Below are 13,427 nucleotides of genomic sequence, written 5' to 3' on the forward strand. Positions count from 1 at the left end.
AGTTCGTCGCCGAAGCCTACATCCTGACCAAGGACGAGGGCGGCCGTCACACGCCGTTCTTCACCAACTACCGTCCGCAGTTCTATTTCCGCACGACGGACGTAACCGGCATCGTGTCGCTGCCGGAAGGCACCGAGATGGTGATGCCGGGCGACAACATCACCGTCGATGTCGAGCTGATCGTGCCGATCGCCATGGAAGAGAAGCTGCGCTTCGCCATCCGTGAAGGCGGCCGCACCGTCGGTGCCGGCATCGTCGTCACCATCAAAGAGTAATTTGGACTTAAACCGATCTGTCGCGGGCGCTGCCCGCGCCGCGCCAGAACAAGGAAGTGACGCATGAACGGACAGAATATCCGCATCCGCCTGAAGGCGTTTGATCACCGGGTGCTCGACGCCTCGACACGGGAAATCGTGTCGACCGCCAAGCGCACCGGCGCCAACGTCCGCGGCCCCATTCCGCTGCCGACGCGGATCGAAAAGTTCACGGTCAACCGGTCGCCTCACGTCGACAAGAAGAGCCGCGAGCAGTTCGAGATGCGCACGCACAAGCGTCTGCTCGACATCGTCGACCCGACCCCGCAGACGGTCGATGCTTTGATGAAGCTCGATCTGGCCGCCGGTGTCGACGTCGAGATCAAGCTCTAAGGAACCAGAGGTCAGCGGGGCGACCCGGAACTCTGAAGGAACAAGAGGCGTGGAGGGGCGACAGCCCCGACAGGGAACTCTAAAGGAATTGAACCGATGCGTTCAGGTGTGATTGCAAAGAAGGTGGGAATGACCCGCATCTATAACGATGCTGGGGAACATGTTCCCGTCACTGTTCTCCAGATGGAGAACTGCCAGGTCGTGGCGCAGCGCACGCAGGAGAAGAACGGCTATACCGCCGTCCAGCTCGGCGTTGGCCTTGCCAAGGTGAAGAACACGTCGAAGGCGATGCGCGGCCATTTCGCGACCGCTTCCGTCGAGCCCAAGGCCAAGGTTGCCGAGTTCCGCGTCTCCGCCGACAACATGATCGATGTCGGCGCCGAAATCACCGTCGAGCATTTCGTCGTCGGCCAGAAGGTCGATGTGACGGGAACCACGATCGGCAAGGGTTTCCAGGGCGTCATCAAGCGGCACCACATGGGTGGCGGCCGCGCGACGCACGGCAACTCGGTGTCGCACCGTACGCACGGCTCGACCGGCCAGCGCCAGGATCCGGGCAAGGTGTTCAAGGGCAAGCATATGGCCGGCCACATGGGTGACACCCGCGTCACCACGCAGAATGTCGAGGTCGTCTCGACCGACGCCGATCGCGGCCTGATCCTGATCCGCGGTGCGGTCCCGGGTTCGAAGGGTGCATGGATCCTGGTCCGCGACGCGGCCAAGGTGGCGCTTCCGGCCAATGCGCCGAAGCCCGCCGCGATCCGCACCGTTGCGACCGATGGTGCCGCCAAGAACGAGGCCCCGGCCACAGAGGGAGCGGAATAATGGACCTCAAGATTACAACGCTTGGCGGCAAGGACGCCGGCAAGCTGAAGCTCTCCGAAGAGATTTTCGGCCTTGATCCGCGCGAGGACATCCTGCAGCGCGTCGTGCGCTGGCAGCTTGCCAAGAAGCAGCAGGGCACCCACAAGGCCAAGGGCCGCGCTGAAATCGCCCGCACAGGCGCCAAGATGTACAAGCAGAAGGGTACCGGCCGCGCCCGTCACCATTCGGCTCGCGCTCCGCAGTTCCGCGGCGGTGGCAAGGCCCACGGCCCGGTCGTGCGCAGCCACGAGCACGATCTGCCGAAGAAGGTGCGTGCGCTCGGTCTCAAGCATGCGCTTTCGGCCAAGGCCAAGAGTGCGTCGATCATCATCATCGACGAGCTGAAGCTGACCGAGGCCAAGACCAAGGCACTGATTGCGAATTTCGCGACGCTGGGCCTGAGCAACGCCCTGGTGATCGGCGGCGCCGAGCTTGACAAGAATTTCAAGCTGGCGGCGACCAACATCCCGAACATCGACGTGCTGCCCATCCAGGGCATCAACGTCTACGACATTCTGCGCCGCGGCACGCTGGTCCTTTCCAAGGCCGCCGTCGAGGCTCTCGAGGAGCGCTTCAAATGACCGACCTTCGTCATTACGATGTGATCGTCTCGCCGGCGATCACCGAAAAGTCGACCATGGCTTCCGAGCAGAACCAGGTCGTCTTCAACGTCGCCAAGAAGGCGTCGAAGCCGGAAATCAAGGCCGCCGTCGAAGCGCTGTTCGGCGTCAAGGTGATGGCCGTGAACACGCTTGTCCGCAAGGGCAAGATCAAGCGCTTCCGCGGCACGATCGGCCGCCAGAGCGACGTCAAGAAGGCGGTTGTGACGCTGGCCGACGGCCAGTCGATCGACGTCGCGACGGGTCTCTGAGCAAGGTCGCGAGGACAGAACAATGGCACTGAAAAAATTCAACCCGGTAACGCCGAGCACCCGTCAGCTGGTCATCGTCGACCGCTCGGGCCTCTACAAGGGCAAGCCCGTCAAGGGTCTGACCGAAGGCCTGACCAAATCGGGCGGCCGCAACAATTACGGCCGCATCACGGCACGCTTCATCGGCGGCGGTCACAAGCGCACCTACCGCATCATCGACTTCAAGCGCCGCAAGTTCGACGTCGTCGGCACGGTCGAGCGTATCGAATACGATCCGAACCGCACCGCCTTCATCGCGCTGATCAAGTATGACGATGGTGAGCTGTCCTACATCATCGCCCCGCAGCGTCTGGCTCCCGGCGACAAGATCGTGGCCGGTGAATCGGTCGACGTGAAGCCGGGCAACGCGATGCCGCTGGCCTCGATGCCGGTCGGCACGATCGTCCACAATATCGAGCTGAAGCCTGGCAAGGGCGCTCAGGTCGCCCGCTCGGCGGGCGGTTATGGCCAGCTTGTCGGCCGCGACCAGGGCATGGCGATCCTGCGCCTCAACTCGGGCGAGCAGCGTGTCGTCCACGGCTCCTGCATGGCCACTGTCGGTGCCGTGTCCAACCCGGACCACGGCAACATCAATGACGGCAAGGCAGGCCGCACCGTGTGGCGCGGCAAGCGTCCGCACAATCGCGGCGTGACCATGAACCCGGTCGACCATCCACATGGCGGCGGCGAAGGCCGCACCTCGGGTGGCCGCCATCCGGTTTCGCCCTGGGGCAAGCCGACCAAGGGCAAGAAGACGCGGTCCAACAAGGCGACCGACAAGTTCATCCTGCGCTCGCGCCATCAGCGCAAGAGCTAAGAAGAGGTAACGCCAAGTGACTCGTTCGATTTGGAAAGGCCCCTTCATCGACGGCTACCTTCTGAAGAAGGTGGACAAGGTTCGTGAAGGTGGTCGCAATGAGGTGATCAAGATGTGGAGCCGCCGCTCCACCATCCTGCCGCAGTTCGTCGGCTTCACCTTCGGTGTCTACAACGGCCAGAAGCACGTTCCCGTCTCGGTGAACGAGGACATGGTCGGTCACAAGTTCGGTGAATTCGCTCCGACCCGGACCTATTACGGTCACGGCGCGGATAAGAAGGCGAAGAGGAAATAATCATGGGCAAGGCCAAAGCTCCGCGCAGGCTTGCTGACAACGAAGCGCGCGCCGTGTTGCGCACGATCCGTATCAGCCCGCAGAAGCTGAACCTGGTTGCCGCGCTGATCCGCGGCAAGAAGGTCGCGACAGCGCTTTCCGACCTCGAATTCTCGGCCAAGCGGATTTCCGGCACGGTCAAGAAGACGCTGGAATCGGCGATCGCCAACGCGGAAAACAACCACGACCTCGACGTCGATGCGCTGATCGTGGCGGAAGCCTATGTCGGCAAGTCGATCGTCATGAAGCGGTTCCATGCCCGTGGCCGTGGTCGCGCCAGCCGTATCGAGAAGCCGTTCTCGCACCTCACGATCGTCGTTCGTGAAGTCGAAGAAAAAGGGGAGGCCGCATAATGGGCCAGAAAGTCAATCCGATCGGTCTGCGTCTCGGCATCAACCGCACCTGGGATTCGCGCTGGTTCGCGAATACAGGCGAGTACGGTAAGCTGCTGCACGAGGACATCAAGATCCGCAAATATCTTGAGAAGGAACTCAAGCAGGCTGCGATCTCGAAGGTCGTGATCGAGCGTCCGCACAAGAAGTGCCGCGTCACCATCCATGCGGCGCGTCCGGGCCTGATCATCGGCAAGAAGGGCGCCGACATCGAGAAGCTTCGCAAGAAGCTGATGGAGATGACCAAGTCCGAGACGCATCTGAACATCGTCGAAGTGCGCAAGCCGGAGATCGACGCGACCCTGGTCGCCCAGTCGATCGCCCAGCAGCTCGAGCGCCGCATCGCGTTCCGCCGCGCCATGAAGCGCGCCGTGCAGTCGGCGATGCGCCTCGGTGCCGAAGGCATCCGCATCAACTGCGCCGGCCGTCTCGGCGGCGCCGAGATCGCGCGCATGGAATGGTATCGTGAAGGCCGCGTGCCACTGCATACGCTGCGTGCCGACGTCGACTACGGCACGGCCGAAGCGAATACGGCCTACGGCATTTGCGGCGTCAAGGTCTGGGTGTTCAAGGGCGAGATCCTCGAGCACGACCCGATGGCTTCGGAGCGCCGCGCCACCGAGGGCGATCATGCGCATGGCGGTGGTGGTGAGCGCGAACGCGGTCGCCGTCGCGAAAACGCGTAAGACAGTTAGGAATTTGGAGTTAGAACGATGCTGCAGCCAAAGCGCACAAAGTTCCGTAAGCAGTTCAAGGGCCGCATCCACGGTACCGCCAAGGGCGGCACCAACCTGGATTTCGGTGGTTTCGGGCTGAAGGCGCTTGAGCCGAACCGCGTCACCGCGCGTGAGATCGAGGCGGCCCGCCGCGCGATCACCCGCGAGATGAAGCGTGCCGGCCGCGTGTGGATCCGTATCTTCCCGGACGTGCCGGTGACGTCGAAGCCGACCGAAGTCCGCATGGGCAAGGGCAAGGGCGCGGTCGACTACTGGGCGGCACGCGTCAAGCCAGGCCGCATCATGTTCGAGATCGACGGCGTCAACGAGGAAACCGCCCGTGAGGCGCTGCGTCTCGGCGCGGCCAAGCTCTCGGTCAGGACGCGCTTCGTACAGCGCATCGCAGAATAAGGACGGGCTGATCATGAAAGCCGAAGACATCCGGACCAAGACCCAGGACCAGCTGACCGACGACCTGGCCAGCCTGAAGAAGGAGCAGTTCAACCTGCGCTTCCAGAAGGCCACCGGCCAGCTTGAGAAGACCGCGCGCGTGAGGCAGGTCCGCAAGGACATTGCGCGTATCAAGACCATCGCTGCGGAAAAGTCCGCGGCCAAGAAGGCTTAAGGACGAAAACCATGCCAAAGCGCATTCTGCAGGGCACCGTCGTCAGCGACAAGAACGAGAAGACGGTTGTCGTCAAGGTCGAACGGCGCTTCACGCATCCCGTGATGAAGAAGACCGTGCGCATGACCAAGAAGTACAAGGCGCACGACGAGAACAACGCCCACAAGGTCGGCGATCAGGTGTTCATCCAGGAATCGAAGCCGATTTCCAAGGACAAGCGCTGGGTCGTGGTGTCTTCGGACCAGGCCTGATCAGGGCTAACGAAACGAATTTTGGACAGACCGGGGAGGGGTGAGAAACCCGTCCCGTTAGAAAAGAAGAAGGCGGCCAGTCATGATTCAGATGCAAACAAACCTCGACGTCGCGGATAATTCCGGCGCCCGTCGTGTCATGTGCATCAAGGTGCTGGGCGGCTCGAAGCGGAAATATGCTTCCGTGGGCGACATCATCGTGGTGTCGATCAAGGAAGCCATCCCGCGCGGCCGCGTCAAGAAGGGCGATGTGATGAAGGCGGTCGTGGTTCGCACGGCTAAGGACATCCGCCGCCCGGATGGCAGCGTGATCCGTTTCGACAAGAACGCAGCCGTTCTCGTCGACAACAAGAAAGAGCCGATCGGCACGCGTATCTTCGGACCGGTTCCGCGCGAACTCCGCGCCAAGAACCACATGAAGATCATCTCGCTCGCGCCTGAAGTGCTGTAAGGAGCCGGACCAATGCAAAAGATTAGAAAAGGCGACAAGGTCGTCGTGCTGGCCGGCAAGGACAAGGGCCGTTCGGGCGAAGTCCTCTCGGTGCAGCCGAAGGACGACACCGCGCTGGTGCGCGGCGTCAACCTGATCCGTCGTCACCAGAAGCAGTCCCAGTCCCAGGAGGGCGGGATCATCACCAAGGAAGCGCCGATCCAGCTGTCGAACATCGCGCTGGCCGACCCCAAGGATGGCAAGCCGACCCGCGTCGGCTTCACCTTCCAGAAGGACGGCAAGAAGGTGCGCGTCGCCAAGCGCTCGGGAGAAGTCATCAATGGCTAAGGCTCAAACCAAGCAGGCAACTGCCCAGAACACGCCCCGCCTCAAGCAGGTCTATAACGAGACCATCCGCAAGGCGCTGCAGGAGCAGTTCGGCTACGACAACGAGATGCAGGTTCCGCGCATCGACAAGATCGTGCTGAACATGGGCGTCGGCGAGGCGACCGGCGATTCGAAGAAGCCTTCGATCGCGGCGGAAGACCTTGCGATGATCGCCGGCCAGAAGGCCGTCGTCACCCGCGCCCGCAACTCGATCGCCGGCTTCAAGGTTCGCGAGAAGATGCCGATCGGCGCCAAGGTCACGCTGCGCAAGGAACGCATGTACGAGTTCCTCGACCGTCTCGTGAACATCGCGCTGCCGCGCGTCCGCGACTTCCGCGGACTCAACCCGAAGAGCTTCGATGGCCGTGGCAACTATGCCATGGGCATCAAGGAACACATCGTGTTTCCGGAGATCAACTACGACAAGGTTGATCAGATCTGGGGCATGGACGTCATCGTTTGTACGACTGCGAAGACGGACGACGAAGCCAGGGCATTGCTCAAGGCCTTCAACTTCCCCTTCCGCCAGTAACGGCAGCGAGAAAAGGAAAAATCTGAAATGGCAAAGACCAGCTCAGTCGAGAAGAACAACAGGCGCCGCAAGCTTGCGGACCAGTTCGCTGCCAAGCGCAAGGTGCTCAAGGCGATCATCATGGATCAGTCCAAGCCGATGGAAGAGCGCTTCCGCGCTCAGCTGAAGCTTTCGGCGCTGCCACGCAACTCGGCCAAGACCCGCATCCGCAACCGCTGCGAAGTCACCGGACGCCCGCGTGCCTATTATCGCAAGCTCAAAGTATCGCGTATCGCGCTTCGTGATCTCGGCAATAACGGCCAGATCCCGGGCCTGGTCAAGTCGAGCTGGTAAGGAGGACATAACATGTCATTGAGCGATCCTCTCGGCGATATGCTGACCCGCATCCGCAACGCGTATGGCCGTAAGAAGTCGAGCGTTTCGACGCCGGCCTCGCGCCTGCGTACCCGCGTCCTCGACGTGCTGAAGGCCGAAGGCTATATCCGCGACTACAGCCAGACCGACTTCGACAACGGCAAGTCCGAAATCGAGATCGAGCTGAAGTATTTCGACGGTGCGCCGGTGGTGCGCGAAATCGCCCGGGTCTCGAAGCCCGGCCGCCGCGTCTACGTTTCGGCCAAGTCGATACCGCACGTCGCCAACGGCCTCGGCATCGCCATCCTTTCGACGCCGAAGGGCGTGATGGCCGACCACGAAGCGCGCGAACAGAATGTCGGCGGGGAAATCCTCTGCCAGATCTTCTGATCTGGTATGTCACCCCAATTGGAAACCGGTTTTCGGGATCAAGTCCCGAAGGCCGAGACCTGAAACAAGAGAAGTGACGAGGACAACAAAATGTCTCGTATTGGAAAGAAACCCGTTTCGCTGCCGCAGGGCGTGACCGCGACCGTCAACGGCCAGACCGTGACGGCGAAGGGTCCGAAGGGCGAGCTGAAGTTCGTGGTGAACGACGAAGTGCTGGTCAAGATGGAAGGCAGCGAGATCGCTGTCCAGCCGCGCGACCAGACCAAGACCGCCCGCTCCAAATGGGGCATGTCGCGCACGCAGATCGTCAATATCCTGCAGGGCGTCAAGGACGGCTTCGAAAAGAAGCTCGAGATCACAGGCGTCGGCTATCGTGCCGCCATGCAGGGCAAGAACCTGCAGCTGGCGCTCGGCTTCAGCCACGACGTTGTCTACGAGACGCCGCAGGGCGTGACGATTTCGGTGCCGAAGCCGACGGAAATCACCGTGACCGGAATCGACAAGCAGCAGGTCGGCCAGGTTGCCGCCGAGATCCGCGAGTACCGCAGCCCCGAGCCCTACAAGGGCAAGGGCGTTCGCTATGCTGGCGAGAAGATCGTCCGCAAGGAAGGCAAGAAGAAGTAATTTTAACGCCGCGGGGAGCGGTCGCGGGAGGCTTGTCCTACCGCATATGGTTGCCCCCGTCTTTTGAAGGCAAGGAACTGATATCATGGGCTCGAAAGAATCCACCCAGCGCCGCGCTCAGCGCGTCCGCCGCCAGATCAAGAAGGTCGCTGGCGATCGTCCGCGCCTGTCGGTCCATCGCACGTCGAAGAACATCTACGTCCAGGTCATCGACGACGCCAAGGGCCACACCATCGCCGCTGCTTCGACGCTCGAGAAGGAGCTCAAGGGTTCGCTCAAGACCGGCGCCGACACCGCGGCCGCAGCTGCCATCGGCAAGCTGATCGCCGAGCGTGCCTCGAAGGCCGGCGTCAAGGAAGTCGTCTTCGACCGCGGCGCCTACATCTACCACGGCCGTGTCAAGGCGCTTGCCGAGGCTGCCCGTGAAGGTGGTCTGAGCTTCTAAAGCGTGATCCCGAACCGGAGGTCAGCGCAGCAAAAAGTTGCAGACTTTTCGGATAGGATCATGCGAAGGAAAAAAGAGTTTTCGCCCCCGGCGACCCACAGAGGCGCCGGATATCATCATCAACCGTGCTTCCGGAAAAAAACAAGGAACAGGATATGGCACAGGAACGTAGGGATGGCGGCCGCGGCCGTGATCGCGAAGAGCGCGACGACGGCATGGTCGACAAGCTCGTCCACATCAACCGGGTCGCCAAGGTCGTCAAGGGCGGCCGGCGCTTCGGCTTTGCAGCGCTCGTCGTCGTCGGCGACCAGAAGGGCCGCGTCGGCTTCGGCCACGGCAAGGCGCGCGAAGTGCCGGAGGCGATCCGCAAGGCGACCGAATCGGCCAAGCGCGACATGATCTTCGTGCCGCTGCGCTCGGGCCGCACGCTGCACCATGACGTCGAGGGACGCTGGGGCGCGGGACGTGTTCTGCTGCGCGCTGCCAAGCAAGGTACCGGCATCATCGCCGGCGGCCCGATGCGCGCCGTCTTCGAGACGCTCGGCATGCATGACGTGGTCGCCAAGTCGATGGGTTCTTCGAACCCCTACAACATGGTTCGCGCCACATTCGACGCGTTGAAGAGCCAGATGCATCCGAAGGATGTGGCTGCTGCGCGCGGCATCAAGTATTCGACCCTTCAGGCCCGCCGCGGCACCGCCGTTGCGGCTGAAGAATAGTCGAAGCTGACCAGGGATCTGACCATGGCCAAGAAAGCAACCAAGACCATCACCGTCGAGCAGATCGGCTCGCCGATCCGCCGGCCGAAGGAGCAGCGCGCAACGCTGGTCGGCCTCGGCCTCAACAAGATGCACAAGCAGCGCACGCTGGAGGATACGCCCTCGGTGCGCGGCATGATCGCTGCCGTCCAGCATCTCGTCCGCGTCGTGGACGAGGGCTGAGCCAGAGCGCAGGAGAACCCAGATGAAACTCAACGATCTGCGTGACAAGGACGGCGCGACGCATTCCAAGAAGCGTCTTGGCCGTGGCATCGGCTCCGGTTCGGGCAAGACCGCCGGTCGCGGCGTCAAGGGCCAGAAGGCGCGCTCCGGCGTCGCCGTCAACGGCTTCGAGGGTGGCCAGATGCCGCTCTACCGTCGTCTGCCGAAGCGCGGCTTCAACAATATCTTCGCCAAGAGCTTCACCGTTGTGTCGCTGGCCCGCATCCAGGCCGCGCTCGATGCCAAGAAGCTTGACGCTAAGACAGTTGTGACAGCCGAGGCGCTGGTTGCGGCCGGCGTCATCCGTCGCGTCAAGGACGGCGTGCGCATCCTTTCGGACGGCGACATCAAGGCCAAGCTTGCCTTCGACGTGGCCGGAGCCTCCAAGGCCGCGGTCGAGAAGATCGAAAAGGCCGGCGGTTCGGTGAAGTTGCCTGAGAAAGCAGCCGCCGAGTAACGGCAATTTGAAGCACGGTCGGCAAAGGTGGAATTCGGTTTTGCCTGCGGTCGTGCTTTGATCCGACAGATGTGGCGGCCGCATCAACGCGGCCGCTTGCATGTTTGCAGTCCGGAGCTTATCTCGTGAGCTTCGGTGACACGCGCCGCCTGAGCTGCGGGCATCGAGCGTGACCAAGCGGAGAATCAGGCATGGCTTCGGCTGCTGAACAACTAGCCTCGAATCTGAATTTTTCGGCCTTCGCCAAAGCCGAGGATCTGAAGAAGCGCATCTGGTTCACCATCGGCGCGCTGCTCGTTTACCGCCTTGGCACCTATATCCCGCTGCCCGGCATCAATCCCGACGCTTTCGCCCAGGCCTTCTCGTCGCAGAGCAAGGGCGTACTCGGCATGTTCAACATGTTCGCCGGTGGCGCCGTGCAGCGCATGGCGATCTTTGCCCTCGGCATCATGCCCTATATCTCCGCCTCCATCATCATGCAGCTGATGACCTCGGTCATTCCTTCGCTGGAAGCGCTGAAGAAGGAGGGCGAGCAGGGTCGCAAGATCATCAACCAGTACACGCGCTACGGCACCGTGCTTCTGGCGCTGGTCCAGGCCTATGGCATTTCGGTCGGGCTTGAGGGCGGCAATGGCATCGTCAACGATCCCGGCATGTTCTTCCGCATCTCCACCGTCGTCACGCTGGTCGGCGGTACCATGTTCCTGATGTGGCTTGGCGAGCAGATCACCGCCCGCGGCATCGGCAACGGCATTTCGCTGATCATCTTCTCCGGCATCGTCGCCGGCCTGCCGCGCGCCATCTCCGGCACGCTGGAGCTTGGCCGCACCGGCGCACTGTCGACCGGCCTGATCCTGGCGATCATCGTGCTCGCCATCGTCGTCATCGCGCTGATCGTCTTCTTCGAGCGCGCCCAGCGCCGCCTGCTGATCCAGTATCCCAAGCGCCAGGTCGGCAATCGCATGTTCCAGGGCGATACCTCGCATCTGCCGCTGAAGCTCAACACGTCCGGCGTCATTCCGCCGATCTTCGCCTCGTCGCTGCTGCTGCTTCCGGCAACGGTTGCCGGCTTCTCGCAGACGACCAACATGCCTGCCTGGGCGAGCACCATCCTGGCGGCGCTCGGCCACGGCCAGCCGCTCTATATGGCCTTCTACGCTGCCATGATCGTGTTCTTCGCCTTCTTCTATACGGCGATCGTCTTCAATCCGAAGGACACCGCCGACCAGCTCAAGAAGCATTCGGGCTTCATCCCGGGCTATCGTCCGGGCGAGCGCACTGCGGACTATATCGACTATGTGCTCACCCGCATCACCGTCGTCGGCGCCATCTATCTGGTGCTGGTGTGTCTGCTGCCCGAGTTCCTGATTTCAGCGACTGGCGTACCGTTCTACCTTGGTGGCACTTCGCTCCTGATCGTGGTCAGTGTAACGCTCGATACGGTGGCGCAGATTCAGGGTCACCTGATCGCGCACCAGTATGAGGGCCTGATCAAGAAGTCGAAGCTGCGCGGGGGGAAGAAGGCCAGATGAGGTTGATATTGCTTGGACCGCCGGGGGCGGGCAAGGGGACACAAGCACTGAGACTGGTAGAAAGACACGGCATCCCACAGCTTTCCACGGGGGACATGCTGCGTGCTGCTGTTCAGGCCGGCACCGAAGTCGGCAGGCGAGCCAAGGCGGTGATGGATGCTGGTGAACTGGTGTCCGACGCTATCGTCAACGCCATCGTGGCCGAGCGCATCGATCAAGCCGATTGCGCAAACGGCTTCATCCTTGACGGATACCCGCGAACCCTGGTGCAAGCGGACGCCGTTGAGGAAATGCTTTCGGATCGCGGGCTGGAGCTAGACGCGGTCATCGAATTTGTCGTCGACGACAAGGCGCTGGTTGGCCGAATCGTCAAACGCGCCGAGGACGCCAAGGCCGCAGGCCTGCCGGTGCGCAAGGACGACAGCCCAGCGGTGTTCGAAGAACGCTTGAGGGAATATTACAAGAAAACCTCGCCGCTGATCGGCTACTACTACGCCAAGGGCAAGCTCAGGGGCGTCGATGGCATGGCCGACATCGATGCGGTGACGCAGCAGATCGAGGCGGTGCTCAGGGCGACGACCCGGCAGGTTGGCCAGGCGGCCGGCTAGAGAAACGAACGATTGCGCTTGACTGGAGCGGTCCGCTGGGGTATGGCGGCCCGTCTTCCTATCAGGCATGAGGCTTGCTTGTCCGCAAGGGCAAGGCAGGCCGCTTTGAACTGGAAACTCCCGCAAGGGCCGGCCTCCACCGGACGCGGGGCAACTTGAAGCGCCGGCTCGTCCGGCCTATATGGAGAAGAGAAGAACATGGCTCGTATAGCCGGCGTCAACATTCCTACCAACAAGCGCGTCGTCATTGCGCTTCAATACATTCACGGCATTGGCAAGAAGTTCGCCCAGGAGATCGTCGACAAGGTCGGCATCCCGGCCGAGCGCCGCGTCAACCAGCTGACCGACGCGGAAGTGCTGCAGATCCGGGAGACCATCGACCGCGACTACCAGGTCGAGGGCGACCTGCGCCGCGAAGTGTCGATGAACATCAAGCGGCTCATGGACCTCGGCTGCTACCGCGGCCTGCGTCACCGCCGCTCGCTGCCGGTTCGTGGCCAGCGCACGCACACCAATGCGCGCACCCGCAAAGGCCCAGCCAAGTCGATTGCCGGAAAGAAGAAGTAATTTAGGGCAGTAAGAGAGTAGGGCAGTAAGGCAATAGGAACGGCAGACATACTGCCCTACTGCCATATTCCCCTACTGCCTTCTCCCTGGTGGAGCCGCTGGCATTACGGCGGTGTAGAGATCAACTGAAAGGACTATCATGGCCAAGGAAGCCGCTCGTGTTCGCCGTCGCGAACGCAAGAACATCTCGTCGGGCGTTGCCCACGTCAATTCGACCTTCAACAACACGATGATCACCATCACCGACGCGCAGGGCAATTCCATTGCCTGGTCGTCGGCCGGAGCCCAGGGCTTCAAGGGATCGCGCAAGTCGACCCCTTTCGCTGCCCAGATGGCCGCCGAAGATGTTGCCAAGAAGGCTCAGGAACACGGCATGCGCATGCTCGAGGTCGAGGTCTGTGGACCCGGCTCCGGTCGTGAATCGGCGCTGCGGGCGCTGCAGGCAGCAGGCTTCACCATCACCTCGATCCGTGATGTGACGCCGATCCCGCACAATGGCTGCCGCCCGCGCAAGAAGCGCCGCGTCTAAAGAGAATTTACCGAACGCCGCGCGAGCGCCTCAAGG

At 62.1% G+C, this 13,427-nt stretch carries 26 protein-coding genes; all 26 read left to right on the plus strand.

Features of this window, described 5'->3' with window-relative positions; genetic code table 11:
* A partial coding sequence (locus NKH37_RS00005) for an EF-Tu C-terminal domain-related protein (protein WP_502895947.1) occupies positions 1–275 on the plus strand: 275 nt, incomplete at its 5' end.
* Between the two features lie 63 nt (positions 276–338).
* Positions 339–647: a 30S ribosomal protein S10 gene (gene rpsJ / locus NKH37_RS00010; protein ID WP_006205468.1), complete on the plus strand. Its 309-nt coding sequence runs from the start codon at positions 339–341 to the stop codon at positions 645–647.
* A 96-nt stretch (positions 648–743) separates the two neighbouring features.
* Positions 744–1,472, plus strand: coding sequence for a 50S ribosomal protein L3 (gene rplC, locus NKH37_RS00015; RefSeq protein ID WP_353006138.1), 729 nt, complete (start codon positions 744–746; stop codon positions 1,470–1,472).
* Positions 1,472–2,092, plus strand: a complete 621-nt coding sequence (gene rplD, locus NKH37_RS00020) for a 50S ribosomal protein L4 (protein ID WP_023675140.1) — start codon at positions 1,472–1,474, stop codon at positions 2,090–2,092. Before rplC ends, rplD begins: the two co-directional genes overlap by 1 nt.
* A complete protein-coding gene (locus NKH37_RS00025) occupies positions 2,089–2,382 on the plus strand; it encodes a 50S ribosomal protein L23 (protein ID WP_006205465.1) in 294 nt (97 codons plus the stop codon). The genes rplD and NKH37_RS00025 overlap by 4 nt, the downstream gene beginning before the upstream one ends.
* 22 nt (positions 2,383–2,404) lie before the next feature.
* On the plus strand, positions 2,405–3,238 hold the full coding sequence (rplB, locus tag NKH37_RS00030; protein WP_023675138.1) for a 50S ribosomal protein L2: 834 nt from the start codon (positions 2,405–2,407) through the stop codon (positions 3,236–3,238).
* Positions 3,239–3,254: 16 nt separating this feature from the next.
* Positions 3,255–3,533, plus strand: a complete 279-nt coding sequence (rpsS, locus tag NKH37_RS00035; RefSeq protein WP_006205463.1) for a 30S ribosomal protein S19 — start codon at positions 3,255–3,257, stop codon at positions 3,531–3,533.
* 2 nt (positions 3,534–3,535) lie between these two features.
* Positions 3,536–3,925: a 50S ribosomal protein L22 gene (gene rplV, locus NKH37_RS00040; protein WP_006205462.1), complete on the plus strand. Its 390-nt coding sequence runs from the start codon at positions 3,536–3,538 to the stop codon at positions 3,923–3,925.
* Complete coding sequence (gene rpsC, locus NKH37_RS00045; RefSeq protein WP_023675137.1) at positions 3,925–4,650, plus strand: 30S ribosomal protein S3; 726 nt, start codon at positions 3,925–3,927, stop codon at positions 4,648–4,650. Before rplV ends, rpsC begins: the two co-directional genes overlap by 1 nt.
* Before the next feature lie 27 nt (positions 4,651–4,677).
* Positions 4,678–5,091 (plus strand): 50S ribosomal protein L16, encoded by a 414-nt coding sequence (rplP, locus tag NKH37_RS00050; protein WP_006205460.1) that lies wholly within the window; start codon positions 4,678–4,680, stop codon positions 5,089–5,091.
* 13 nt (positions 5,092–5,104) lie between these two features.
* Positions 5,105–5,305, plus strand: coding sequence for a 50S ribosomal protein L29 (gene rpmC / locus NKH37_RS00055; RefSeq protein WP_006205459.1), 201 nt, complete (start codon positions 5,105–5,107; stop codon positions 5,303–5,305).
* Between the two features lie 11 nt (positions 5,306–5,316).
* Positions 5,317–5,556: a 30S ribosomal protein S17 gene (rpsQ, locus tag NKH37_RS00060; protein ID WP_023675136.1), complete on the plus strand. Its 240-nt coding sequence runs from the start codon at positions 5,317–5,319 to the stop codon at positions 5,554–5,556.
* Between the two features lie 82 nt (positions 5,557–5,638).
* On the plus strand, positions 5,639–6,007 hold the full coding sequence (rplN, locus tag NKH37_RS00065) for a 50S ribosomal protein L14 (RefSeq protein ID WP_006205457.1): 369 nt from the start codon (positions 5,639–5,641) through the stop codon (positions 6,005–6,007).
* 12 nt (positions 6,008–6,019) lie between these two features.
* Positions 6,020–6,334 carry a 50S ribosomal protein L24 gene (gene rplX, locus NKH37_RS00070; protein WP_023717520.1) on the plus strand — a complete coding sequence of 105 codons (315 nt, stop codon included), beginning with the start codon at positions 6,020–6,022 and terminating at the stop codon, positions 6,332–6,334.
* Positions 6,327–6,905, plus strand: a complete 579-nt coding sequence (gene rplE / locus NKH37_RS00075; RefSeq protein ID WP_023717521.1) for a 50S ribosomal protein L5 — start codon at positions 6,327–6,329, stop codon at positions 6,903–6,905. The genes rplX and rplE overlap by 8 nt, the downstream gene beginning before the upstream one ends.
* Before the next feature lie 27 nt (positions 6,906–6,932).
* On the plus strand, positions 6,933–7,238 hold the full coding sequence (gene rpsN / locus NKH37_RS00080) for a 30S ribosomal protein S14 (RefSeq protein WP_023675134.1): 306 nt from the start codon (positions 6,933–6,935) through the stop codon (positions 7,236–7,238).
* 12 nt (positions 7,239–7,250) lie between these two features.
* A complete protein-coding gene (gene rpsH, locus NKH37_RS00085) occupies positions 7,251–7,649 on the plus strand; it encodes a 30S ribosomal protein S8 (protein WP_006205453.1) in 399 nt (132 codons plus the stop codon).
* A 90-nt stretch (positions 7,650–7,739) separates the two neighbouring features.
* Positions 7,740–8,273, plus strand: coding sequence for a 50S ribosomal protein L6 (gene rplF / locus NKH37_RS00090; RefSeq protein WP_023675133.1), 534 nt, complete (start codon positions 7,740–7,742; stop codon positions 8,271–8,273).
* Positions 8,274–8,358: 85 nt separating this feature from the next.
* A complete protein-coding gene (rplR, locus tag NKH37_RS00095) occupies positions 8,359–8,718 on the plus strand; it encodes a 50S ribosomal protein L18 (protein WP_023675132.1) in 360 nt (119 codons plus the stop codon).
* Between the two features lie 155 nt (positions 8,719–8,873).
* Entirely contained in the window at positions 8,874–9,437 is a 564-nt protein-coding gene (gene rpsE, locus NKH37_RS00100; protein WP_006333394.1) for a 30S ribosomal protein S5, read from the plus strand.
* Positions 9,438–9,461: 24 nt separating this feature from the next.
* Positions 9,462–9,659, plus strand: a complete 198-nt coding sequence (gene rpmD / locus NKH37_RS00105) for a 50S ribosomal protein L30 (protein WP_006205449.1) — start codon at positions 9,462–9,464, stop codon at positions 9,657–9,659.
* 22 nt (positions 9,660–9,681) lie between these two features.
* Positions 9,682–10,155: a 50S ribosomal protein L15 gene (rplO, locus tag NKH37_RS00110; RefSeq protein WP_023717522.1), complete on the plus strand. Its 474-nt coding sequence runs from the start codon at positions 9,682–9,684 to the stop codon at positions 10,153–10,155.
* 191 nt (positions 10,156–10,346) lie between these two features.
* Complete coding sequence (gene secY / locus NKH37_RS00115; RefSeq protein WP_023717523.1) at positions 10,347–11,687, plus strand: preprotein translocase subunit SecY; 1,341 nt, start codon at positions 10,347–10,349, stop codon at positions 11,685–11,687.
* Positions 11,684–12,295, plus strand: coding sequence for an adenylate kinase (locus NKH37_RS00120; protein ID WP_023717524.1), 612 nt, complete (start codon positions 11,684–11,686; stop codon positions 12,293–12,295). The genes secY and NKH37_RS00120 overlap by 4 nt, the downstream gene beginning before the upstream one ends.
* A gap of 198 nt (positions 12,296–12,493) precedes the next feature.
* A complete protein-coding gene (gene rpsM, locus NKH37_RS00125) occupies positions 12,494–12,862 on the plus strand; it encodes a 30S ribosomal protein S13 (protein ID WP_006205445.1) in 369 nt (122 codons plus the stop codon).
* Positions 12,863–13,001: 139 nt separating this feature from the next.
* Positions 13,002–13,391 (plus strand): 30S ribosomal protein S11, encoded by a 390-nt coding sequence (rpsK, locus tag NKH37_RS00130; protein ID WP_006205444.1) that lies wholly within the window; start codon positions 13,002–13,004, stop codon positions 13,389–13,391.
* The last annotated feature ends 36 nt before the right edge of the window (positions 13,392–13,427 follow it).

Source organism: Mesorhizobium sp. M1217 (assembly GCF_040318275.1).
GTDB lineage: Bacteria > Pseudomonadota > Alphaproteobacteria > Rhizobiales > Rhizobiaceae > Mesorhizobium.

Coding starts and splice junctions, on each gene's coding strand:
- rplO (WP_023717522.1), top strand. CDS start 9,682: ATGAAACTCAACGATCTGCGTGACAAGGACGGCGCGACGCATTCCAAG.
- rplX (WP_023717520.1), top strand. CDS start 6,020: ATGCAAAAGATTAGAAAAGGCGACAAGGTCGTCGTGCTGGCCGGCAAG.
- rplR (WP_023675132.1), top strand. CDS start 8,359: ATGGGCTCGAAAGAATCCACCCAGCGCCGCGCTCAGCGCGTCCGCCGC.
- secY (WP_023717523.1), top strand. CDS start 10,347: ATGGCTTCGGCTGCTGAACAACTAGCCTCGAATCTGAATTTTTCGGCC.
- NKH37_RS00025 (WP_006205465.1), top strand. CDS start 2,089: ATGACCGACCTTCGTCATTACGATGTGATCGTCTCGCCGGCGATCACC.
- rpsJ (WP_006205468.1), top strand. CDS start 339: ATGAACGGACAGAATATCCGCATCCGCCTGAAGGCGTTTGATCACCGG.
- rplP (WP_006205460.1), top strand. CDS start 4,678: ATGCTGCAGCCAAAGCGCACAAAGTTCCGTAAGCAGTTCAAGGGCCGC.
- NKH37_RS00120 (WP_023717524.1), top strand. CDS start 11,684: ATGAGGTTGATATTGCTTGGACCGCCGGGGGCGGGCAAGGGGACACAA.
- rplB (WP_023675138.1), top strand. CDS start 2,405: ATGGCACTGAAAAAATTCAACCCGGTAACGCCGAGCACCCGTCAGCTG.
- rpmC (WP_006205459.1), top strand. CDS start 5,105: ATGAAAGCCGAAGACATCCGGACCAAGACCCAGGACCAGCTGACCGAC.
- rplV (WP_006205462.1), top strand. CDS start 3,536: ATGGGCAAGGCCAAAGCTCCGCGCAGGCTTGCTGACAACGAAGCGCGC.
- rpsK (WP_006205444.1), top strand. CDS start 13,002: ATGGCCAAGGAAGCCGCTCGTGTTCGCCGTCGCGAACGCAAGAACATC.
- rpsH (WP_006205453.1), top strand. CDS start 7,251: ATGTCATTGAGCGATCCTCTCGGCGATATGCTGACCCGCATCCGCAAC.
- rplC (WP_353006138.1), top strand. CDS start 744: ATGCGTTCAGGTGTGATTGCAAAGAAGGTGGGAATGACCCGCATCTAT.
- rpmD (WP_006205449.1), top strand. CDS start 9,462: ATGGCCAAGAAAGCAACCAAGACCATCACCGTCGAGCAGATCGGCTCG.
- rpsM (WP_006205445.1), top strand. CDS start 12,494: ATGGCTCGTATAGCCGGCGTCAACATTCCTACCAACAAGCGCGTCGTC.
- rpsC (WP_023675137.1), top strand. CDS start 3,925: ATGGGCCAGAAAGTCAATCCGATCGGTCTGCGTCTCGGCATCAACCGC.
- rplN (WP_006205457.1), top strand. CDS start 5,639: ATGATTCAGATGCAAACAAACCTCGACGTCGCGGATAATTCCGGCGCC.
- rpsE (WP_006333394.1), top strand. CDS start 8,874: ATGGCACAGGAACGTAGGGATGGCGGCCGCGGCCGTGATCGCGAAGAG.
- rplF (WP_023675133.1), top strand. CDS start 7,740: ATGTCTCGTATTGGAAAGAAACCCGTTTCGCTGCCGCAGGGCGTGACC.
- rplD (WP_023675140.1), top strand. CDS start 1,472: ATGGACCTCAAGATTACAACGCTTGGCGGCAAGGACGCCGGCAAGCTG.
- rpsN (WP_023675134.1), top strand. CDS start 6,933: ATGGCAAAGACCAGCTCAGTCGAGAAGAACAACAGGCGCCGCAAGCTT.
- rpsQ (WP_023675136.1), top strand. CDS start 5,317: ATGCCAAAGCGCATTCTGCAGGGCACCGTCGTCAGCGACAAGAACGAG.
- rplE (WP_023717521.1), top strand. CDS start 6,327: ATGGCTAAGGCTCAAACCAAGCAGGCAACTGCCCAGAACACGCCCCGC.